Raw genomic sequence first — 20,803 nt, forward strand, 5'->3', positions numbered from 1 at the left:
TTTAATTATGCCTGCTTTTTTAGCAGGCATAATGTTAAGCGAGATTTAGGGGCGTAGCTCAGTTGGTAGAGCACCGGTCTCCAAAACCGGGTGTCGCGAGTTCGAGTCTCTCCGCCCCTGCCATATTAAGAACCCTTTGCGAAAGCAAAGGGTTTTTTTTTGCCTGCTATTTTCACCAAAATTACGTTGAAAAAGAACGCGTTGGACGGCATTTGCCGATGCTCGCTTGTTCCTGGCCGTATCGTTCGCTGTCGATCTTTACCTCTTCCGGTCCCCTCAATCTCGCGCCGTTTTTCATTATCGTCTCTCAGAAGGCGATGAGCGTGTTTTAACACGAGATACGGGCACAACCACGATAGCGGCGTTTAAGGCCGCTATAGCGCTTTAGGCTGCGGTATTTAAAGGTATTTTAAGTAATTGCCGAATCAAAGGCTGCTGATCGCTGTTTTGCAACCAAACGGCGTACAGTGGACGGATAATCGGCGGGATCTCGGCGGCGGCGACCAGCTGCGGGTACTCTTTTTCCCACTGGCTGGGCAGGAAAGCGCATCCGCCAGTGGTTTCCAGCAGTTGGCGGGTTAAGTGAGCGGAAGTGGTGGTGAGTACCGGCACGCTATCACCTTCCAACATGCGGCTTTCTTGTGGATGGAAGTCGGCGCCCCATTCCAGTTTGATGTAGGGCATTGGTGCCTGCTTGTCACGGCGCGCAGACGAGAACAGCCGCAATGAAAAATTACTCAGCTGCTGGCTGGCCAACTCATCCATCTTCGGCGGCTCAGTGGTGATCAGCAAATCGAGCTGCCTTTCATGCAGCTGTTTTACCAAAGAATGCCTTAACGCCACTCTGGCTTCGAGTTGCAGCGCTTCACGTTGCTGATAGAGCGCCTGCAGCCACGGGGTCAGATAGGCTTCCCACAGCGAGGCGGTGGCGCCGATCGACAGCTCGGTGTGTTGCAGCGATCGCACGACCTCTTTTTTCGCCAGTTGCCAGGTGTTCATCAGGCTCTCGGCATAGGGCAGCAGCCGCTCGCCGGCGGGGGTCAGGCGGATATTATTGCGATGACGGGTGAATAAATTTGCGCCTAACTGATTTTCTAACTGACGGATGCGGAAACTGACCGCGGACTGCGTTAAGTACAAAGATTCTGCGGCTCTGCCAAAGTGACGCGTTCTACTGACCTCCAAAAAGGTTTTCAGTAATTCGGTATCCACACCTATCTCCAAAAAAATTTGTCGTTAAGATTTAAATGTTTTGTTTTACACGCTGTCAAGCCTATCTAATACTCCGCGCCATAAACAGCACGGCCATAAGAGAATTAGGAGCGTGTCAGATGGCGGATAGCTTCACCACGACCAATCGTTTTTTTGATAATAAACACTACCCTCGCGGGTTCTCCCGTCACGGCGATTTCACCATTAAAGAGGCGCAATTGCTAGAGCGCTTCGGCTATGCGTTCAACGAGCTGGACTCGGGCAAACGCCAGCCGGCCACTGAAGAAGAACAGCTGTTCGTCGCAGTGTGCCATGGTGAGCGCGAAGCGGTTACCGAGCAGGAAAAAGTATGGGCTAAATATCTGGCGCGCACACGCCGCCCGAAGAAATTCCATACGCTGTCCGGCGGTAAACCGCAGGCTGACGCAGTAGAAGATTACAGCGACAGCGACGACTAAAGACGATGGGGCCGGTGGGCCCCATTTTCTATTCCAGGCTGCGATGCAACTGCAACAACAGGCGGTCCATACAGCGGTAGCCCAGCGCTTCGCTGAGGTGGCTCCTGTTGAGTTCCGCATCCCCCGCCAAATCCGCCAGCGTGCGCGCGACTTTCAAAATGCGCTGCCAGGCGCGGACCGATAACCCCAGCGTGTTTAACGTCGTCTCCAAAAACTCGGCGTCTGCCGCCTGCAGAACGCAATCACGTTCCACTTCGCGGTTGCTCAACAGCGCGTTGACTTTGCCGGCGCGTTCGAGCTGACGGGCGCGTGCCTGCCGCACTCTTTCCCGCACCTGATCGCTGCTTTCTCCATTAGCCTGCCGCTTGCTGAGCGCACCCGGCGGCAACAGCGGCACCTCGATAGACAGATCGAAACGGTCGAGAAAAGGCCCTGACAACCGGGCGAGATAACGCAACACCTGCTGCGGTGAGGCGCGATTATGCATGCCCTGATAATGCCCGGTCGGGCTGGGATTCATCGCCGCGATCAATTGTACCCTGGCGGGGAAACAGACCTTGGCGTTGGCGCGGGAAATCACGATCTCGCCGGATTCCAGCGGCTCACGCAGCGCATCCAGTACCTTACGTTCGAACTCCGGTAGCTCATCCAGAAACAGCACGCCGTTATGCGCCATGGAGATTTCTCCTGGGCGCGGCAGTGAACCGCCGCCGACCAGCGCCGCCATCGAGGCGCTGTGATGCGGTGCGCGGAACGGCCGGCAGCGCCAGGACAGAGTGGTGGGGATATGATGCTGCAAGCTGGCGACCGCCAGGCTCTCCAGCGCTTCACGCTCCGTCAGCGGCGGCAGCAGGCCTGTAAGTCGGCTGGCCAGCATGGTCTTGCCGGTACCTGGCGGCCCGATCAACAGCAGGTTATGACCGCCGGCGGCGGCGATCTCCAACGCTCGTTTGGCCTGTTCCTGGCCGATGATATCGCGAAGATCGGCGCTTTCGCACGGTTTATCCGGGGCGGGAGGCGTGGCGGCAACCGGTAGATCGCCCTGGCCGAGCAGAAAGGCGCAGACCTCCAACAGGTGCCGGGCGGTACGGGGCTGTGACTGCGCGAGCAGGCCGACCTCGCCGGCGTTGTCCGTCGAGAGGATCAGTTGCCGCTCGGCTTCCGCCGCCGCCAGCGCGGCCGGGATTGCGCCCCTGACCGCGCGCAGCGCGCCGGACAGCGCCAGTTCGCCAAGAAACTCGTAGCGCGCCAACGGTGCGAGGGGCAGTTGCTCGGAGGCGGCGAGGATCGCCAGCGCTATCGGCAGATCGTAACGCCCGCCTTCTTTCGGCAGATCGGCCGGCGCTAAACTGACGGTGATGCGCCGGGCGGGAAAGGTGAAACCGTTGTTGATTAGGGCGCTGCGAACCCTATCGCGGGCTTCTTTCACCGCGGTTTCCGGCAGACCGACCAGCGTCAGACCGGGCAGGCCATTGCTGATATGCACCTCCACCGTTACGGATGGGGCCTGAACGCCGATGATAGCGCGGCTATAGATTACCGCCAGTGACATATCGCTCTCCTTGCTGAGGGCGAAATGATGCGCGATTCACCTTGGCATTGCGCGGTATTATTCGCGATTTTTCCACGAGACTCGCAGCTTAATCACCGATTTTCATCGAAGTTAATGAGATTGTGAGATCCGTATCGCAGTCTGCGGCAATACCCATTAACAATTCGCTGAGGGCTGCAACACATTAACAGCCTGTACGCATTGCAACCATAGGCTTAATGGGTGTATTTAACAATTGATTAAAAGAAAAATCACTTTTTTAACAAACTCCGACCGCCGCCGCATTCTGCCCGGCAGCCGCTAAGCCTCCTGACTTCGTACTCTACGGTAGGGATAACACTATGTTTGGTTGGACCCCGCTGCAACGCAACGCGGCAATCGCCAGCTTTTCAAGCTGGACGCTCGATGCTTTCGATTTTTTCGTGCTGGTATTCTTACTCAGCGATATCGCGCAGTCCTTTCACGTCGGCCTGGAGCAAGTCACGCTGGCTATTTTGCTCACGCTGGCGGTACGGCCGATTGGCGCGTTGATCTTCGGGCGCGCGGCGGAAAAATATGGCCGCAAGCCGATCCTGATGCTGAATATCGTCTTCTTCTCGACATTTGAACTGCTCTCTGCCGCTGCGCCCTCATTGACGGTTTTCTTGCTGTTGCGGGTGTTGTACGGCGTTGCGATGGGTGGCATCTGGGGCGTGGCATCATCGCTGGCGATGGAAACCATACCGGACCGTTCGCGTGGTCTGATGTCGGGCATTTTCCAGGCCGGTTATCCGTTCGGTTATCTGTTGGCGGCGGTAGTGTATGGCCTGCTGTTCGAAACGGTGGGCTGGCGCGGGATGTTCGTCATCGGCGCGGCGCCGATCCTGCTGCTGCCGTTTATTTATTATTGCGTGCAGGAGTCGCCGGTGTGGCTGGCGGCGCGTGAACGCAAAGAAAGCACCGCCTTGCTGCCGGTGTTGAAGAGCCATTGGAAGCTGTGCTGCTATCTGGTGCTGCTGATGGCGGCGTTCAATTTCTTCTCCCACGGTACGCAGGATCTGTATCCGGTCTTTCTGAAAGTTCAGCACGGTTTCGATCCTAAAACCGTCAGTATCATCGCCATTAGCTACAATATCGCGTCAATTATCGGTGGCGTATTCTTTGGCTCATTGTCGGAAAAAATCGGCCGTAAAAAAGCGATCATCATCGCCGCGCTGCTGGCGTTGCCGGTGATCCCGCTGTGGGCGTTTTCCAGCGGTTCTCTGATGCTGGGGATCGGCGCTTTTTTGATGCAGTTCATGGTGCAAGGCGCCTGGGGCGTGGTGCCGACCTACCTGACCGAGCTGGTGCCGGCCAATACCCGCGCGGTGCTGCCGGGGTTCGTGTATCAGCTGGGTAACCTGATCGCCTCGGTCAACGCCACGCTGCAGGCCGCCATCGCCGAGCATCATGGGCACAATTACGGCCTGGCGATGGCGATCGTCGCCGGTACGGTGGCGGTGGCGATCGCCCTGTTGGTGTTCTTCGGCAAGGATACGCGCGGCAAGGCCATCACCGGTGCCGTGAAAAATCCGGGCATGGGTACCCATGTGTGAAATCCGGGCGATATGCATGAGGTATGACCAGGTTAACGCAAAAAAAGTGTTGTCATGCCGCGCGCGGCTGTGGTACCTCTGTAAGCATCAGTTCTAAATGAGCACAGTGAACAAACCCATTATGAAAGCCTTTGCCCAAGTGATTAGCCTAGTCGTGATTAGCGTGGTGGTGATTATTATCCCACCGTGCGGGGCTGCACTTGGACGAAGAAAGGCTTAGCAAACAAGCCGGAATCGCAAGAGAACCCCCGCACCGTCAGGTCCGGGGGTTTTTTATTGGCAAGAGAAAAGTTGAGCAAGGGGTAGAGCATGGAAAACAGAACAAAATCCCGTAATTGTCGAAGTAAGGCGGGTAAATAACTATGAATGGCGCTCAGTGGGTAGTTCAAGCGTTGCGTGCGCAGGGTGTGGATACCGTATTCGGCTATCCGGGCGGGGCCATCATGCCGGTGTACGATGCGCTGTACGATGGCGGCGTGGAACACCTGCTGTGCCGCCATGAACAGGGCGCCGCCATGGCCGCCATCGGCTACGCCCGTGCCACCGGCAAAGTCGGCGTCTGCATCGCCACTTCCGGCCCCGGCGCCACTAACCTGATCACCGGCCTGGCCGATGCGCTGCTCGATTCCGTCCCCGTGGTCGCCATCACCGGCCAGGTGGGTTCCGCGCTGATCGGCACCGATGCCTTTCAGGAGATCGATGTTCTCGGCCTGTCTCTGGCCTGCACCAAGCACAGCTTCCTGGTGGAGTCATTGGAGGCACTGCCGGGCATCATGGCGGAAGCTTTCGCCATCGCCGCCGGCGGCCGCCCCGGCCCGGTGCTGATCGATATCCCGAAAGACATCCAGCTGGCGCAGGGCGACTTGCACCCGCACCTGATGCCGGTTGACGAAGCGCCGGCGTTCCCGGCGGCGGCGTTGGCAGACGCGGCCGAGCTGCTGGCGCAGGCGCACAAACCGATGCTGTACGTCGGCGGCGGCGTTGGCATGGCGCAGGCGGTGCCGGCGCTGCGCGAATTTATCGCCGTGACCCGCATGCCGAACGTCGCCACCCTGAAGGGGCTGGGCGCGCCGGATGCGCAAGATCCGCTGTACCTCGGCATGTTGGGCATGCATGGCGCCAAGGCTGCCAACCTGGCGGTGCAGGAATGCGATCTGCTGATCGCCGTCGGCGCGCGTTTCGATGACCGCGTGACCGGCAAACTGAACGCCTTCGCGCCGCACGCCAAAGTGATCCACATGGATATCGATCCGGCGGAGATGAGCAAGCTGCGTCAGGCGCACGTGGCCCTGCAGGGCGATCTGAAAACGTTGCTGCCGGCATTGCAGTGCCCGCTGAACATTGCCGCTTGGCGGCAGCGGGCAATGGCGCTGAAAGCCGACCACGCCTGCCGCTACGATCACCCTGGCCAGCCGATCTACGCGCCGTTGTTCTTACGCCAGCTGTCCGCCCGCAAGCCGGCCAACAGCGTGGTGACCACCGACGTCGGCCAGCACCAGATGTGGAGCGCGCAGCACATGACGTTCGAGCGCCCGGAGAATTTCATCACTTCCAGCGGCCTCGGCACCATGGGGTTCGGCGTACCGGCGGCGGTAGGGGCCCAAATCGCGCGTCCGCAAGATACGGTGATCTGCGTCTCGGGCGATGGCTCCTTCATGATGAACGTGCAGGAATTGGGCACCATCAAGCGCAAACAGCTGCCGCTCAAGATCGTGCTGCTGGACAACCAGCGTCTCGGGATGGTGCGTCAATGGCAGCAGCTGTTCTTCGACGGCCGCTACAGCGAAACCAATCTTTCCGATAACCCCGACTTCCTGATGCTGGCCGCCGCCTTCGGCATTCCCGGCCAGCGCATCAGCCGCAAGGATCAGGTGGAGGGCGCGCTCGAGGCGCTGTTCAACACCGAAGGCCCTTATCTGCTGCAGGTCTCTATCGACGAACTCGAAAACGTCTGGCCGCTGGTGCCGCCGGGCGCCGGCAACGAAACCATGTTGGAGGAAATATCATGATGCAGCATCAACTCTCGATCCAGGCGCGTTTTCGCCCCGAAATGTTAGAGCGCGTATTGCGGGTCGTGCGTCATCGCGGCTTTCAGGTTTGTGCTATGAATATGGTTTCCCCGGCCAACGCCGACAACATCAATATCGAATTGACCGTTGCCAGCCCGCGCCCGGTTGCTCTGCTGTCATCTCAATTAAGCAAACTGATGGACGTCTCCTGCGTCGAGATCCAGCAACCAACATCACAACAAATACGCGCCTGAGGCGCCGAGAAGGATAAATAACAATGACGAAGAAAGCCGATTACATTTGGTTCAATGGTGAGATGGTTCCCTGGGCTGAGGCCAAAGTGCACGTGATGTCGCATGCGCTGCATTACGGCACGTCGGTGTTTGAAGGGGTGCGCTGCTACGACTCGCACTTAGGGCCGGTGGTGTTCCGTCATCGCGAGCATATGCAGCGCCTGCACGACTCGGCGAAAATCTACCGCATGCCGGTTTCGCAAAGCGTCGACGAGCTGATGGAAGCCTGCCGCGCCACGCTGCGCAAGAACAACCTGGTCAGCGCGTACATTCGCCCGCTGGTGTTCGTCGGCGATGTCGGCATGGGGGTCAACCCGCCGGCCGGTTATAAAACGGACGTGATTATCGCGGCGTTTCCTTGGGGCGCGTACCTGGGTGAAGAGGCGCTGGAGCAAGGTATCGATGCGATGGTCTCCTCCTGGCACCGCGCGGCGCCGAACACCATCCCGACCGCGGCCAAAGCCGGCGGCAACTATCTTTCCTCCCTGCTGGTGGGCAGTGAAGCGCGCCGCCACGGCTATCAGGAAGGCATTGCGCTTGACGTGCACGGCTACATTTCCGAAGGGGCGGGCGAGAACCTGTTCCAGGTGAAAGACGGCGTGATCTACACCCCGCCGTTCACCTCTTCGGCGCTGCCGGGCATCACCCGCGACGCGATCATCAAGCTGGCGAAAGACATGGGCTTCGACGTGCGCGAGCAGGTGCTGTCGCGCGAATCGCTGTACCTGGCCGATGAAGTGTTCATGTCCGGCACCGCGGCGGAGATCACGCCGGTGCGCAGCGTGGACGGCATTCAGGTCGGTATCGGCAAATGCGGCCCGGTGACCAAACAGATCCAACAGGCGTTCTTCGGCCTGTTCAGCGGCAAGACAGAAGACAAGTATGGCTGGCTGGATCCGGTAAATCCCTAACGACAAGGCTCGCCGCGCAGCGTGGCGGATGACAAGACAGACAAGATAAGAATATCCAGGCGGTTCGTTCGCCGCCTGTCATAAATACATTTGGAGTGAAAAGAGCATGCCTAAGTACCGTTCCGCCACCACCACCCACGGCCGCAATATGGCGGGTGCCCGCGCATTGTGGCGCGCGACCGGGATGACCGACGCCGATTTCGGCAAGCCGATCATCGCCGTGGTCAACTCCTTTACCCAGTTCGTTCCGGGCCACGTGCATCTGCGCGATCTGGGCAAACTGGTCGCCGAACAGATCGAAGCCTCCGGCGGCGTGGCCAAAGAGTTCAACACCATCGCGGTGGATGACGGCATCGCCATGGGCCACGGCGGCATGCTCTACTCCCTGCCGTCGCGCGAGCTGATCGCCGACTCGGTCGAATACATGGTGAATGCCCACTGCGCCGACGCGATGGTGTGCATCTCCAACTGCGACAAGATCACCCCGGGCATGCTGATGGCGGCATTGCGCCTGAATATTCCGGTGATCTTCGTCTCCGGCGGGCCGATGGAAGCCGGCAAAACCAAACTTTCCAACCAGATCATCAAGTTGGATCTGGTGGATGCGATGATCCAAGGGGCGAACCCGAACGTCAGCGATGCCGACAGCGAGCAGATAGAACGTTCCGCCTGCCCAACCTGCGGCTCTTGCTCCGGCATGTTCACCGCCAACTCGATGAACTGCCTGACCGAAGCGCTGGGCCTGTCGCAGCCGGGTAACGGTTCGCTGCTGGCCACCCACGCCGATCGCAAAGAACTGTTCCTCAACGCCGGCAAACGCATCGTTGAGCTGACCAAACGCTATTACGAGCAGGACGACGAGAGCGCGCTGCCGCGCAATATCGCCAACAAGGCGGCGTTTGAAAACGCCATGACGCTGGACATCGCCATGGGTGGCTCGACCAACACCGTGCTGCACCTGCTGGCTTCGGCGCAGGAAGGCGAGGTGGACTTCACCATGGAAGACATCGATCGTCTGTCGCGCAAAGTGCCGCACCTGTGCAAGGTGGCACCGAGCACGCAGAAATACCATATGGAAGACGTGCACCGCGCCGGCGGCGTGATCGGCATCCTTGGCGAGCTGGATCGTGCCGGTTTGCTGAACCGCGAGGTGAGCAACGTGCTGGGGCTGACCCTGCCGCAGACGCTGGAAGCCTACGACGTGATGCTGACCCGCGACGAAAGCGTGAAGAAAATGTACTCCGCCGGCCCGGCCGGCATCCGCACCACTCAGGCGTTCTCTCAAGACTGCCGTTGGGATTCGCTGGACACCGACCGTAAGGAAGGCTGCATCCGCACCCGGGAACATGCCTACAGCCAGGACGGCGGGCTGGCGGTGCTGTACGGCAACCTGGCGGAAAACGGGTGTATCGTTAAAACCGCCGGGGTAGACAAAGAAATCCTTACCTTCCGTGGCCCGGCCAAAGTGTATGAAAGCCAGGACGATGCGGTTGAGGCGATCCTCGGCGGCAAAGTGGTGGCGGGCGACGTGGTGGTGATCCGCTACGAAGGGCCGAAAGGCGGGCCGGGCATGCAGGAAATGCTCTATCCGACCACTTACCTGAAATCGATGGGGCTGGGCAAGGCGTGTGCGCTGATCACCGACGGCCGTTTCTCCGGTGGCACTTCCGGGCTGTCCATCGGCCACGCCTCGCCGGAAGCGGCCAACGGCGGCCTGATCGCCCTGGTGCAGGACGGCGACATGATCGCGATCGACATCCCTCATCGCGGCATCCAGCTCGACGTCAGCGAGCAGACGCTGGCGGCGCGGCGTGAAGCGGAATTGGCGCGCGGCGACGCGGCCTGGACGCCGAAAAACCGTGAGCGTCAGGTGTCCTTCGCGCTGCGCGCCTACGCCTCGCTGGCCACCAGCGCCGACAAAGGCGCGGTGCGCGACAAGAGCAAACTGGGGGGTTAACGGCATGGCGGTTTCTCAACCCCTATCCGGCGCCCCTTGCGGCGCGGAATATCTGCGAGCGGTACTGCGCTCGCCGGTTTACGAGGTGGCGCAGGTCACCCCATTGCAGGCCATGAGTAAAATCTCTGCGCGCCTCGGCAATACCATTTTGGTGAAGCGCGAAGATCGTCAGCCGGTGCACAGCTTCAAGCTGCGCGGGGCTTACGCGATGATCGCCGGGCTGGATGAAGAGCAGAAGGCGCGCGGCGTGGTGACGGCTTCGGCCGGCAACCATGCGCAGGGGGTCGCCTTCTCCGGTAAGCGGCTGGGGATTAAAACGCTGATCGTGATGCCGGTGTCCACTGCGGACATCAAGGTGGATGCGGTGCGCGGCTTCGGCGGCGAAGTGCTGCTGCACGGCGCCAATTTCGACGAGGCCAAAGCAAAGGCGATCGCGCTTTCCCAGCAGCAGGGCATGACCTTCGTGCCGCCGTTCGATCACCCGACGGTGATCGCCGGGCAGGGCACGCTGGCGATGGAGCTGCTACAGCAGGACGCGCATCTGGATCGGGTCTTCGTGCCGGTCGGCGGCGGTGGTCTGGCCGCCGGAGTGGCGGTGCTGATCAAGCAGCTGATGCCGCAGATCAAAGTGATCGGTGTCGAAGCGGAAGACTCGGCCTGCCTGCGCGCGGCGCTGGATGCCGGTCATCCGGTGGATCTGGCGCGCGTCGGGCTGTTCGCCGAAGGCGTGGCGGTGAAGCGTATCGGCGACGAAACGTTCCGCCTGTGCCGCGACTATCTGGACGACGTGATCACCGTTGACAGCGACGCCATCTGCGCGGCGGTCAAGGATTTGTTCGAGGACGTGCGTGCCATTGCCGAACCTTCCGGCGCGCTGGCACTGGCGGGGCTGAAAAAGTATGTGCAGCAGCACAACATCCAAGGTGAACGCCTGGCGCATGTGCTGTCCGGCGCCAACCTCAACTTCCACGGGCTGCGCTACGTTTCCGAACGTTGCGAACTGGGCGAACAGCGCGAAGCGCTGCTGGCGGTAACCATTCCGGAACAGCAAGGCAGCTTCCTCAAGTTCTGCCAGCTGCTGGGCGGCCGTGCGGTGACCGAATTCAACTACCGCTACGCCGATGCCGACAACGCCTGCATTTTCGTCGGCGTGCGTCTGACGCGCGGCCATGCCGAACGGCAGGAGATCATCGACGAGCTCAATGCCGGCGGTTATCAGGTGGTGGATCTGTCGGACGACGAGATGGCCAAGCTGCACGTGCGCTACATGGTGGGCGGGCGTCCTTCGAAGCCGCTGCGCGAACGGCTGTACAGCTTTGAGTTTCCGGAGTCGCCGGGCGCGCTGCTGAAGTTCCTGCAGACGCTGGGCGCGCACTGGAACATCTCGCTGTTCCACTATCGCAGCCACGGCACCGACTTCGGCCGCGTGCTGGCCGCCTTCGAACTGGCGCAAACCGAGCCGGAATTCGAGCGGCACCTGCAGGCGCTGGGCTACGATTGCCACGACGAAACCGACAACCCGGCGTTCCGTTTCTTTTTGCAAGGGTGAGCATTCGGCCCGCCGGCAGAGGGAAACGTGGTGCAACCCCGGATAAACCGTCAGAACGGAAAAACTTATGACGCAACCCTTCTCCGGCTTTAGCCAACAGGGTCTGAATTTCCTGCAGCAGGTGAGGATAGAGAACGATAAAGCGTGGTTCGACGGCAACCGCGGCGTCTACGATCGCGAGTTGCTGGCACCGTTCCGCGCGCTGGTGGAGCAGCTTGCTCCCGCCATGCTGGCGATCGATCCGCAGTTCGAGACTCGCCCGGCAATCGGTAAAACGCTGTCGCGCATTCATCGCGATACGCGTTTTTCTCACGACAAATCGCGCTACCGCAGCCGCATGTGGCTAACGTTCAAGCGCCCGAGCAAAGACTGGAAAGATGCGCCAGTGTACTTTTTCGAACTGGGGCCGGACATGTTGCGCTATGGGCTCGGTTACTACAGCGCCAACAAGCCGACCATGGATCTGTTCCGCCATACGCTGAGGCAGCGGCCGCAGCCTTTTCTTGAGGTAGCCGCCTGCTGTCGGCCGCCGTTCGAGCTGGTGGGCGAAAGCTACAAGCGCCCGTTGGTGAAGGCGCAGGCGGCGGCGATCGCCACCTGGTACAACCGCAAGTCGTTCGCGGTGATGGTGACGGACAGCGAGGTGGAAAAGCTGTTCAACGCCGATCTGGCGGGGACGCTGGCCGGGGCGTTTTTGCAGCTCGAGCCGCTCTACCACTGGCTGATGCAGGTGGAGGCGATGAAGCAGATCGATCCGGCAGACCTGTAAGCCCCGCGTCAGCGGGGATGCAACAACCGCCAAAAGGCGTCGATCAGCGGATCGCTGAGGCGCTTTTTCTGCACGCAGACCCCCAGTTCAAACGGTTCGACCATCGAGATGTTATCCAGCTGCGAGATGCGGTTGCGCACCGGCTCCGGGCTGTTGTCCACCACCACGCTCGGGATCAGTGCGATGCCGCAGCCCAGCGCCACCATCGAAACGATCGCTTCGTGGCCGCCGACGGTGGCGTAAATCAGCGGATTACTGATGCGATGGCGGCGGAACCACAGCTCGATGCGTTTTCGCGAAGGGCCGTGCTCCGGCAGGATGAACGGGATTTCGGCCCAATCGGGCTTGTCGGCGAACGCCTGGCTGCGCACCGCGCAAGGCAGCGCCGGCGCGATCAGCACCAGCGGGATTTCGCCGATTTTGGTGAAGGCCACGCTGGCGGGCAGCATCTCCGGCCGGCCGGCGATGCCGAGATCGGCCTCGTTGGATTGCACCTTGTCGACCGCGTCGGCGGCGTCGCCGGTGGTCAGCTTGATCTCCACCAACGGGTGCTGCGCGCGGAAGCGATCGAGGATCGGCGGCAGGTGGCTGTAAGCGGCGGTCACCGAACAGAACAGCCGCAGTTCGCCGCTCAGTGAGGGGCCATGCTGGCCGAGGGAGTGCTTCAGCTGCTGGTATTGCAGCAGCGTCTGCTGGGCGAACTCTTTCAGCTGTTCGCCGGCGTCGGTGAGCTGCACGGTGCGGTTATCGCGCAGGAACAGCGGCTGCCCGAGGATTTCTTCCAGCCGCTGGATCTGGCGGGAGAGCGTCGACGGGCTGACGTGCATCGCTTTGGCGGTGCGCCCGAAGTGATGGCTTTCGGCCAGGTGCAGGAACAGCTTTAAATCACGTAAATCCATATCGATACGCTCGCAGTGAGAGTGTTGCATAAATTGCAATATCACGTTCTCAATATATCAATTTAAGCAACGCATTTCCTGTTATACATTGAGTTTAACGAATCTCCGCACAGACAGGGCGGGGAATGAAAATAACAATGCAAGACAACATCAAACCGGAGTACCACCATGGCTAACTATTTCAACACATTGAACCTGCGTCAGCAGTTGGCGCAATTGGGTAAATGCCGCTTTATGGCGCGCGACGAATTTGCTGACGAAGCCGGCTACCTGAAAGGCAAAAAAGTGGTGATTGTCGGCTGTGGCGCTCAGGGTCTGAACCAGGGCCTGAACATGCGCGATTCCGGTCTGGACGTCGCCTATGCCCTGCGCAAAGAAGCCATCGACGAGAAGCGCGCGTCTTGGCGCAAGGCAACCGAAAACGGCTTCAAGGTCGGCACCTACGAAGATCTGATCCCGCAGGCGGATCTGGTCGTCAACCTGACGCCGGACAAGCAGCACTCCTCCGTAGTGCGCGCGGTGCAGCCGCTGATGAAAGACGGCGCGGCGCTGGGTTACTCTCACGGTTTCAACATCGTTGAAGTGGGTGAGCAGGTGCGTAAAGACATCACCGTGGTGATGGTCGCGCCGAAATGCCCGGGCACCGAAGTGCGTGAAGAGTACAAACGCGGTTTCGGCGTGCCGACCCTGATTGCGGTTCACCCGGAAAACGATCCGAAAGGCGAAGGCATGGCGATCGCTAAGGCTTGGGCGGCGGCGACCGGTGGCCACCGCGCCGGCGTGCTGGAGTCTTCTTTCGTGGCCGAAGTGAAATCTGACCTGATGGGCGAGCAGACCATTCTGTGCGGCATGCTGCAGGCGGGTTCGCTGCTGTGCTTCGACAAGTTGGTGGCCGAAGGCGCCGATCCGGCTTACGCCGAGAAACTGATTCAGTTCGGCTGGGAAACCATCACCGAAGCGCTGAAGCAGGGCGGTATCACCCTGATGATGGATCGTCTGTCCAACCCGGCCAAGCTGCGTGCCTATGCGCTGTCCGAACAGCTGAAAACCATCATGGCGCCGTTGTTCCAGAAGCATATGGACGACATCATTTCCGGCGCCTTCTCCAGCGGCATGATGGCCGACTGGGCGGAAGACGACGTGAAACTGCTGACCTGGCGCGAAGAGACCGGCAAAACCGCCTTCGAGAATGCGCCGCAGTTTGAAGGCAAGATCAGCGAGCAGGAGTACTTCGATCACGGCGTGCTGATGGTGGCGATGGTGAAAGCGGGCGTTGAGCTGGCGTTCGAAACCATGGTCGACGCCGGCATCATCGAAGAGTCGGCTTACTATGAGTCGCTGCACGAGCTGCCGCTGATCGCCAACACCATTGCGCGCAAACGCCTGTATGAAATGAACGTGGTCATCTCCGATACCGCGGAGTACGGCAACTACCTGTTCGCCAACGCGGCGGTGCCGTTGCTGAAGGACTTCATGACTACCCTGCAGGCGGGCGATTTGGGTAAAACGGTGGCGGGGACGGCGGTGGACAACGCGCAGCTGCGCGACGTAAACGAAGCGGTGCGCAGCCACCCGATCGAAACCGTTGGCCGCAAACTGCGTGGCTACATGACCGACATGAAACGCATCGCCGTTGCGGGTTGATTTTCCGCAAGGCAAAGCACCAAGAGCCGGCAGCGATGCCGGCTTTTTTATGCCTCCGGCACGCTGCCGTTCAGGCGCACTGCCAGGGAACCGGCACTGAAGGCGTCGCCTGCTGCGGTGCCGGATCGCCGTAGGGGATCGCGATCGGCAAACCTTCCGATGGGCTAAAACAGGACGAGGGAACAACCGGCCGCCAATTCGCGCTTAAAGTTTTACGTAGCGCTGCCGATAAGCTGGGTAAAGAAACAGCGGCAGCGCTCTCACTTTTCCGCCACGGCGATAGTACCGATGATAACCAACCTGATCTCTGGTCTGCTGACGCCCTGTCTTGCCCTGTATGCCTGCGCTAAATCGCGGCGCTACTGGCGGCAATGCCGGCGTTTGTATACCTTCCAGCCGATTTATCGCACCAGCGGCGCGCTGCTGGCGGTGGAACTGCTGACGGCGGTGTATCACCCGAATGAGCCGGACAAGCGGCAATCCCCGGAACATTATTTCGCCTCGATCGGCGTCGCTCAGCGTTTGCGGGTGATCCAGGAACAGCTGGCGCTGTTGCAGCGCTGGCAGGCGCTGTTCATTCGTCATGCGGTGATGGTGTCGGTCAATATCGACGGCATCGCGCTGCAAGCGTTGCAGCGTCATAGCGCGTTACAACGCCAGATCGCCGAGATGCCCTATCTGCGCTTCGAGCTGGTGGAACACGCTGAAACGGCGTCAAACCGCCCGCTGCAACAGATCGCCGGCAGTGAGCGGCTGTGGCTGGACGATTTCGGCAGCGGATTGGCCAACTTCTCCGCCGTCGGCGCCTGGCGCTATCAATACATTAAGGTAGCGCGCGAATTGTTCACCTTGCTCAAACAATCGGAAGAGGGCGTACAGCTGCTTGGCACCCTGATCAAGATGATGAACCAGCATAGCGACGGGGTGATTGTCGAAGGCGTGGAAACCGAGCAGGAGTGGCTATTGGTGCAGCGTTCCGGCGCGTTGGCCGCGCAGGGCTACTACCTCTCCCGCCCGGCATGTTTCGAGACCTTGCACAGCCTGCCGACGCTATTCGCCGCGCCCGGCGCGCCGGCGTGAACCCCGATCTGTCTTCAGCCTGGTTTAAACGGGGCTGTTCCTTCCTTTCTTGTCATTCGGCAACGTCAACTGCGGCATGCTCGCCGAGTGAAGGCAGCAAGAGGCCGATCCTGCGCGAGATGAAAAGCAAAAAATGATCAGGCGCGCGGCGGCGGCGTGAGCAGCCGGCAGTCGTGATCCTGGATCTCTTCCGCCGAGGCCAGGGTGAACGGCAGCAGGCTGCGCTCGGTCGCCAACAGCAGAAAATCGCCGTCCGGCAGCGCGGTCATTGCCAGGCCGAAGCTGCCCATGCGCCCCTCGGCGCGCGGCAGGCCGGAAGCCAACAGGCGGAAGGCACCCTGCTGTGCCAGTTCGGCGGGGGTTACGCGCCGCCCCAGATAGTCATGCCCCAGCAGGCCGCCGGGCAGCGGTTGCCACTGGCTGATGAAATCGGGGCCGATCTGCGTCAGCCGCTGTTTTACCGCCGGCAACAGGCAAGAGATATGAATGTGCAGCTGGTTTTGCGTGCGGCCATATTCAGCGTTGATCGCCAGCGAAACGTCGGCGTCGTCGATCGGCTTGCCGTAGCGATCCGCCATAAAGTGGCGTGCGTTCCAGGCCTGCGCGAAGAAATTCGGCGTGGCGGCGTCCAGCACCGCCGGGCTTTCTATCCCGGTGATTTTGGCGCTGGGCATCAGCAGGTATTGCAACGGCCCGTTGCGATCTTTAAACACCACGAAGCCGGCCGGCACATCCACCTGTGCGCAGGGTGCCGGATTGCCATGCGTCTGCTGATTGGGCAGGCACTGCTGGCTGACGATGCGCCACAGCGCATTTGAATGGCCGGGCTTAAGCCCGAAAGAGAGCGCGATGGCGAGAGCCGCCAGCAGCGCAATGCAAATAAATACCCCACGACGCAGAGACATCGGCAGATCCTGTTACCGAGAGAAACGTCCAGCATAGCCCGGTTTTATGACAGGAAACGAACAACGCGTGCGGCCCCGCAACGGGGGCCGCAGGGGATCACAGCGACTGGTGGCGGGTTTCTTTCATCAACAACAGGGCCAGCAGCGTCAGCCCGGCCATCGCCGCCAGGTACATGCCGACGTAGAACAGGCCGTAGTGGGCCGCCAGCCAGGTGGCGATATAAGGCGCCACGGACGCGCCGAGGATCGACGCCACGTTGTAGGAGAAAGACGCGCCGGTATAGCGCACTTCGGTGGGGAACAGCTCCGGCAGCAGCGCGCCCATCGGGCCAAAGGTCAGCCCCATGATGCTCAGGCCGCACAGCAGGAAGCCCATCACCAGCGCCTGGTTGCCGGAACCCAGCAGGGTCGGGAACAGGAACGCGAAGCCGATCATCAGCAGGGTAATGGCGATCATGGTCTTGCGGCGGCCGAATGCGTCCGCCAGCAGGCCGGCGATCGGCACCATCACGCCGAAACCGATCACCGCTACCATCAGCATCCACAGGAAGCTGTTGCGGGAGTAGCCGAGGCCCAGCGGCTGCGGCGCGGTGCCGTAGGTCATCGAATACACCGTCATCAGATAAAACAGCGTGTAGGTCGCCAGCATGATGAAGGTGCCGAGGATGGTCGCCTTCAGATGCTTGCTCAGCAACGTACCGAGCGGCACTTTCACCTGTTTGCCGGCCTTGGCCACTTTGGCAAACACCGGCGTTTCATGCAGCGATACCCGAACGTACAGGCCAATCAGCACCAGCGCGGCGGAGAGGATGAACGGCACGCGCCAGCCCCATTCCATAAACTGCCGATCGCTCAGCAACCATGAGAGCAGCAGGAAGGTGCCGTTGGCGAAGAAGAAGCCGATCGGCGCGCCCAGCTGGGGAAAGGATCCGTACAGCGCCCGTTTTTTGGCCGGCGCGTTCTCCGTCGCCAGCAGGGCGGCACCGCCCCATTCGCCGCCCAGCCCCAGGCCCTGCCCAAAGCGCGCCAGCGCCAGCAGAATAGGGGCGAAGATGCCGATGGTTTCATAGCTCGGCAGCAGGCCGATCAGCACGGTGGAAATCCCCATGGTCAGCAGCGAGGCGACCAGCGTGACCTTGCGCCCCACGCGATCGCCAAAGTGGCCGAACAGCGCGGAACCGATAGGGCGCGCGACGAAGGCGACGGCGAAGGTGGCCAGCGACTGCAGCGTCGCGGTGGTCGGGTCGCCCTGCGGGAAGAAAATATGCGGGAACACGATCACCGCGGCGGTGGCGTAGATGTAAAAGTCGAAAAACTCGATGGCGGTGCCGACCAGCGAGGCGACGATGACTTTCCCGCGGGAGTTCACCGGTGTTGACGCATCGTCGGCGTCGAGTGGGGGTGCGATGGTGGCTTGCATAATATTTCTTATCGTTGGAGGGGGTAAAAATCCATCTTAGTGACAGCATTCAGCCTTTTCAACGCTGAAACATTGGGCAGCCTGGCTGCTAACCGGTTAAAAAGACTAATGTTTTATCCGCCATCTTTTCTGTAGCGTTAAACGTTGAGAAATGGATTTCACACAGAGGGAATGGCTGCAAAAACCGGAAAGAAAAGTGATGGGGTAGTTTGTTATGCTGGTTTTTCCGAGGGTGAACCGTTCTATTTAGAGCGATTAACTGGTCTTTTGGCTGAAAGGTAGAGAAAAGTGCCGGTGTGGGCGATGACACCGGCATGATTGCATGGCTTCAGCGCGCCGGAGGCTCACGTTCCGGCAACGCTTTGTCGCCTTTATAGTCGGCGGTGGCGATCCAGGCGGCGCAAAACAGCGTCAAACGGGCGAAGAAGTAGAAGAACGCCATCAGCCCGATCACCGAACCGAAGGCCGCGCCGGAAGGTGACTGTGCCACCTGCGGCAACGTCATGGTCATCACGAACTTGATTACCTCAAAACCGATGGCGGCGAGCAAGGTGCCGCGCAGCAGCGCTTTTTTCTTCGGCTTGTGGCGCGGCAGCATCCAGAAAATCCACAGGAACAGCAGATAGTTGGCGAAAATCGAGATCGACAGCGCGATCAGCGTCAGCGCCGGCCGCAGCCATTCTATGCCGTCCAGCCCCAGCGCATTGACGATCGCCGCCTGCGCCGACCCGGCGACCGAGGTCAGCGACAGCGTAATGATCAGCGCGACCACCAGACCGGTCAGCGAAATGAAGTCGCGGGTGTACTTGAAGTAGATTTTCTCCTGGTCTTGCGGATTACGCTCCCAGACGTCGCGCGACTGCGCGCGGATCGCCTCGCGCAGGTTGCCCATCCAGCTGATGCCGGAATAGAGCGCCAGCGCCAAACCGGTCAGCCCCACGGTGGTGCGCTGCTGAATGGCGGTATTGACGGTGTTTTTCAGCGTGCTGGCCAGCGTGGGATCGCTGATGCTGCCGACGATGCGGTTGATCAACCGGGCCAGCAGGTCCGGGTTGGAGGCCAGCACGAAACCGGCTGCGGCGAACGACACCATCAGGATCGGGATCAGCGAGAGGAATGAAAAATAGGTGATGGCGGCGCCGAACTGGCTGCCCAGCCGATCGTTAAAGCGCTCGGTGGCGCGCAGCAGGTGCGCAACGCTCGGCCAGGCTTTAATGCGTTCAATCAGACGTGAAAAACCACCGATGCGGCGGTCGAGGGGCTCATGGCCGGTCTTGATGGCGATCAGCGGCTTCGGCGGCGTGTTCTGTGAGGGCTGGCGGCGTTCCTGGTCTGGTCCTGTAGGCATTACTTCACGATTTCCTTAACGTTAAACGGCATGTTTCCGCGTTGATTATAGCCAAAGCCCTGCGGCGATTTGAGCGCCGGGGCGGCAAACGGGCGATTTCCGAGCTTAACGCGTTAGCGCCCGGCATGAAACGCCGGTGACGGGCAGATAGGTAAAATTCCTATGAAAACCCCGTGGCGCCTCGGTTTTTTTCACTTCCTTACCTCCAATTTTTATCTGTTTCGTCGGCGAGAAAGCGTTTACTCATGAGGTGGCGTTGCGCTTTGTCGATCGCCGTGCCGCTGCAGCCGTAGAGGCTGGAACGGTCTCATCCGTCATCAACAGAAAAACTGGAAGGTCATATGAAATTGCTTAATCACCCCACCTGTCGTCCGTTTACCGAAGCGGGCAATCTGTCGCAGCTTTCCGCCTACTATGAAGAAGGGCGGCACATCATGTGGATGCTGTTGCGCGCCGAGCCGCGCCCTTGTTTCAACCAGGCGCTGATCGAGGACATCATGACGCTGGCGCAGGCGGCGAAAGAGTCCTCGCTGCGCTTCGATTTCTGGGTCACCGGCTCGCTGGTGCCGAACATGTTCAACGTCGGCGGCGATCTGCATTTCTTCGCTGAAGCGATCAAAAACCGCAAACGCGAGGCGATGATGGCCTACGCGCGCGCCTGCATCGACTGCGTGCATGCGGCGGCGCGCGGTTTCGACACCGGCGCGGTCAGCATTGCGATGGTGGAGGGCAGTGCGCTGGGCGGCGGCTTTGAAGCGGCGCTGGCGCACCATTTCGTGCTGGCGCAAAACAATGCGCGCATGGGGTTCCCGGAGATTGCGTTCAACCTGTTTCCCGGCATGGGGGGGTATTCGCTGGTGGCGCGCAAGGCCGGCATGCGTTTGGCCGAGGAGTTGATTTGGGGCGGCGAGTCGCACACCGCGGAGTGGTTCGAGAGCCGCGGGTTGGTGGATCAGCTGTTCCAGCCCGGTGATGCCTACGTTGCGACGCGCACTTTCATCGATACCATTCGGCCGAAACTCAATGGCATGCGCGCCATGCTGCGGGCGCGCCAGCGCGTGTTGCAGCTGACGCGTTCCGAGCTGATGGATATTACCGAAGATTGGGTGCATTCGGCCTTTACCATTGAGGAACAAGACCGCGCCTACATCGAGAGGCTGGTGATGCTGCAAGATCGCCACACCCTGAACCTGCGCCGTGCCGGCTAACGTTAACGCGCCCGC

General features: G+C 60.4%; 18 protein-coding genes and 1 tRNA gene. 13 read left to right on the forward strand and 6 right to left on the reverse strand.

The features are described 5' to 3' along the window. The first annotated feature begins 47 nt into the window (after positions 1–47). Positions 48–123 (forward strand) — tRNA-Trp (locus tag BHU62_RS22985). Positions 124–384: 261 nt separating this feature from the next. Here the strand turns inward: BHU62_RS22985 and hdfR are convergent. After that, positions 385–1,212, reverse strand: coding sequence for an HTH-type transcriptional regulator HdfR (hdfR, locus tag BHU62_RS22990; RefSeq protein ID WP_073534721.1), 828 nt, complete (start codon positions 1,210–1,212; stop codon positions 385–387). A 119-nt stretch (positions 1,213–1,331) separates the two neighbouring features. On the opposite strand from hdfR, the gene BHU62_RS22995 reads away from it, so the two are divergent. After that, positions 1,332–1,670 (forward strand): DUF413 domain-containing protein, encoded by a 339-nt coding sequence (locus tag BHU62_RS22995; protein ID WP_073534722.1) that lies wholly within the window; start codon positions 1,332–1,334, stop codon positions 1,668–1,670. Between the two features lie 28 nt (positions 1,671–1,698). Here the strand turns inward: BHU62_RS22995 and BHU62_RS23000 are convergent, their stop codons facing one another. Beyond that, positions 1,699–3,222, reverse strand: coding sequence for a YifB family Mg chelatase-like AAA ATPase (locus BHU62_RS23000; protein ID WP_073534723.1), 1,524 nt, complete (start codon positions 3,220–3,222; stop codon positions 1,699–1,701). Positions 3,223–3,563: 341 nt separating this feature from the next. On the opposite strand from BHU62_RS23000, the gene BHU62_RS23005 reads away from it, so the two are divergent. From BHU62_RS23005 to BHU62_RS23040, 8 genes are all read left to right on the forward strand, one after another. Continuing rightward, positions 3,564–4,796, forward strand: a complete 1,233-nt coding sequence (locus BHU62_RS23005) for an MFS transporter (protein WP_073534724.1) — start codon at positions 3,564–3,566, stop codon at positions 4,794–4,796. A gap of 121 nt (positions 4,797–4,917) precedes the next feature. Beyond that, the gene (gene ilvL / locus BHU62_RS23010; protein WP_013814970.1) at positions 4,918–5,016 is read left to right on the forward strand and encodes an ilv operon leader peptide; all 99 of its coding nucleotides are present in this window, start codon (positions 4,918–4,920) and stop codon (positions 5,014–5,016) included. A gap of 142 nt (positions 5,017–5,158) precedes the next feature. Continuing rightward, positions 5,159–6,805 (forward strand): acetolactate synthase 2 catalytic subunit, encoded by a 1,647-nt coding sequence (gene ilvG / locus BHU62_RS23015; protein ID WP_073534725.1) that lies wholly within the window; start codon positions 5,159–5,161, stop codon positions 6,803–6,805. Next, positions 6,802–7,059, forward strand: coding sequence for an acetolactate synthase 2 small subunit (gene ilvM / locus BHU62_RS23020; protein WP_073534726.1), 258 nt, complete (start codon positions 6,802–6,804; stop codon positions 7,057–7,059). Before ilvG ends, ilvM begins: the two co-directional genes overlap by 4 nt. 23 nt (positions 7,060–7,082) lie before the next feature. After that, positions 7,083–8,009 carry a branched-chain amino acid transaminase gene (locus tag BHU62_RS23025; protein WP_073534727.1) on the forward strand — a complete coding sequence of 309 codons (927 nt, stop codon included), beginning with the start codon at positions 7,083–7,085 and terminating at the stop codon, positions 8,007–8,009. A 106-nt stretch (positions 8,010–8,115) separates the two neighbouring features. Next, positions 8,116–9,966: a dihydroxy-acid dehydratase gene (ilvD, locus tag BHU62_RS23030; protein WP_073534728.1), complete on the forward strand. Its 1,851-nt coding sequence runs from the start codon at positions 8,116–8,118 to the stop codon at positions 9,964–9,966. Positions 9,967–9,970: 4 nt separating this feature from the next. Then, positions 9,971–11,515: a threonine ammonia-lyase, biosynthetic gene (ilvA, locus tag BHU62_RS23035; protein WP_073534729.1), complete on the forward strand. Its 1,545-nt coding sequence runs from the start codon at positions 9,971–9,973 to the stop codon at positions 11,513–11,515. Positions 11,516–11,582: 67 nt separating this feature from the next. Continuing rightward, positions 11,583–12,284, forward strand: a complete 702-nt coding sequence (locus tag BHU62_RS23040; protein WP_073534730.1) for a DUF2461 domain-containing protein — start codon at positions 11,583–11,585, stop codon at positions 12,282–12,284. 8 nt (positions 12,285–12,292) lie between these two features. On the opposite strand, the gene ilvY is transcribed toward BHU62_RS23040, so the two are convergent. After that, a complete protein-coding gene (gene ilvY / locus BHU62_RS23045; RefSeq protein WP_073534741.1) occupies positions 12,293–13,183 on the reverse strand; it encodes an HTH-type transcriptional activator IlvY in 891 nt (296 codons plus the stop codon). A 168-nt stretch (positions 13,184–13,351) separates the two neighbouring features. On the opposite strand from ilvY, the gene ilvC reads away from it, so the two are divergent. Next, positions 13,352–14,827 (forward strand): ketol-acid reductoisomerase, encoded by a 1,476-nt coding sequence (gene ilvC / locus BHU62_RS23050; protein ID WP_073534731.1) that lies wholly within the window; start codon positions 13,352–13,354, stop codon positions 14,825–14,827. Between the two features lie 288 nt (positions 14,828–15,115). After that, positions 15,116–15,907: a cyclic-guanylate-specific phosphodiesterase gene (gene pdeH, locus BHU62_RS23055; RefSeq protein WP_073534732.1), complete on the forward strand. Its 792-nt coding sequence runs from the start codon at positions 15,116–15,118 to the stop codon at positions 15,905–15,907. Positions 15,908–16,044: 137 nt separating this feature from the next. Here pdeH and BHU62_RS23060 read toward each other — a convergent pair whose 3' ends face one another. The 3 genes from BHU62_RS23060 to yhjD all read right to left on the reverse strand — a co-directional run bounded on the left by BHU62_RS23060 (position 16,045) and on the right by yhjD (position 19,580). After that, positions 16,045–16,812 carry a CDP-diacylglycerol diphosphatase gene (locus BHU62_RS23060; RefSeq protein WP_073534733.1) on the reverse strand — a complete coding sequence of 256 codons (768 nt, stop codon included), beginning with the start codon at positions 16,810–16,812 and terminating at the stop codon, positions 16,045–16,047. Positions 16,813–16,909: 97 nt separating this feature from the next. Next, complete coding sequence (locus BHU62_RS23065) at positions 16,910–18,232, reverse strand: MFS transporter (RefSeq protein WP_073534734.1); 1,323 nt, start codon at positions 18,230–18,232, stop codon at positions 16,910–16,912. A 328-nt stretch (positions 18,233–18,560) separates the two neighbouring features. Further along, the gene (gene yhjD / locus BHU62_RS23070; RefSeq protein WP_073534735.1) at positions 18,561–19,580 is read right to left on the reverse strand and encodes an inner membrane protein YhjD; all 1,020 of its coding nucleotides are present in this window, start codon (positions 19,578–19,580) and stop codon (positions 18,561–18,563) included. Between the two features lie 341 nt (positions 19,581–19,921). Here yhjD and BHU62_RS23075 point away from each other — a divergent pair, with 341 nt between their 5' ends. Continuing rightward, positions 19,922–20,788: a crotonase/enoyl-CoA hydratase family protein gene (locus BHU62_RS23075; protein ID WP_073534736.1), complete on the forward strand. Its 867-nt coding sequence runs from the start codon at positions 19,922–19,924 to the stop codon at positions 20,786–20,788. Positions 20,789–20,803 lie beyond the last annotated feature (15 nt).

This window comes from Serratia marcescens, assembly GCF_001902635.1.
GTDB classification, from domain to species: Bacteria; Pseudomonadota; Gammaproteobacteria; order Enterobacterales; family Enterobacteriaceae; genus Serratia; species Serratia marcescens_F.

Coding starts and splice junctions, on each gene's coding strand:
- ilvL (WP_013814970.1), top strand. CDS start 4,918: ATGAAAGCCTTTGCCCAAGTGATTAGCCTAGTCGTGATTAGCGTGGTG.
- pdeH (WP_073534732.1), top strand. CDS start 15,116: ATGATAACCAACCTGATCTCTGGTCTGCTGACGCCCTGTCTTGCCCTG.
- ilvY (WP_073534741.1), bottom strand. CDS start 13,183: ATGGATTTACGTGATTTAAAGCTGTTCCTGCACCTGGCCGAAAGCCAT.
- BHU62_RS23000 (WP_073534723.1), bottom strand. CDS start 3,222: ATGTCACTGGCGGTAATCTATAGCCGCGCTATCATCGGCGTTCAGGCC.
- ilvG (WP_073534725.1), top strand. CDS start 5,159: ATGAATGGCGCTCAGTGGGTAGTTCAAGCGTTGCGTGCGCAGGGTGTG.
- ilvM (WP_073534726.1), top strand. CDS start 6,802: ATGATGCAGCATCAACTCTCGATCCAGGCGCGTTTTCGCCCCGAAATG.
- ilvD (WP_073534728.1), top strand. CDS start 8,116: ATGCCTAAGTACCGTTCCGCCACCACCACCCACGGCCGCAATATGGCG.
- BHU62_RS23005 (WP_073534724.1), top strand. CDS start 3,564: ATGTTTGGTTGGACCCCGCTGCAACGCAACGCGGCAATCGCCAGCTTT.
- ilvC (WP_073534731.1), top strand. CDS start 13,352: ATGGCTAACTATTTCAACACATTGAACCTGCGTCAGCAGTTGGCGCAA.
- BHU62_RS23025 (WP_073534727.1), top strand. CDS start 7,083: ATGACGAAGAAAGCCGATTACATTTGGTTCAATGGTGAGATGGTTCCC.
- BHU62_RS23040 (WP_073534730.1), top strand. CDS start 11,583: ATGACGCAACCCTTCTCCGGCTTTAGCCAACAGGGTCTGAATTTCCTG.
- BHU62_RS23065 (WP_073534734.1), bottom strand. CDS start 18,232: ATGCAAGCCACCATCGCACCCCCACTCGACGCCGACGATGCGTCAACA.
- BHU62_RS23060 (WP_073534733.1), bottom strand. CDS start 16,812: ATGTCTCTGCGTCGTGGGGTATTTATTTGCATTGCGCTGCTGGCGGCT.
- BHU62_RS23075 (WP_073534736.1), top strand. CDS start 19,922: ATGAAATTGCTTAATCACCCCACCTGTCGTCCGTTTACCGAAGCGGGC.
- ilvA (WP_073534729.1), top strand. CDS start 9,971: ATGGCGGTTTCTCAACCCCTATCCGGCGCCCCTTGCGGCGCGGAATAT.
- yhjD (WP_073534735.1), bottom strand. CDS start 19,580: ATGCCTACAGGACCAGACCAGGAACGCCGCCAGCCCTCACAGAACACG.
- BHU62_RS22995 (WP_073534722.1), top strand. CDS start 1,332: ATGGCGGATAGCTTCACCACGACCAATCGTTTTTTTGATAATAAACAC.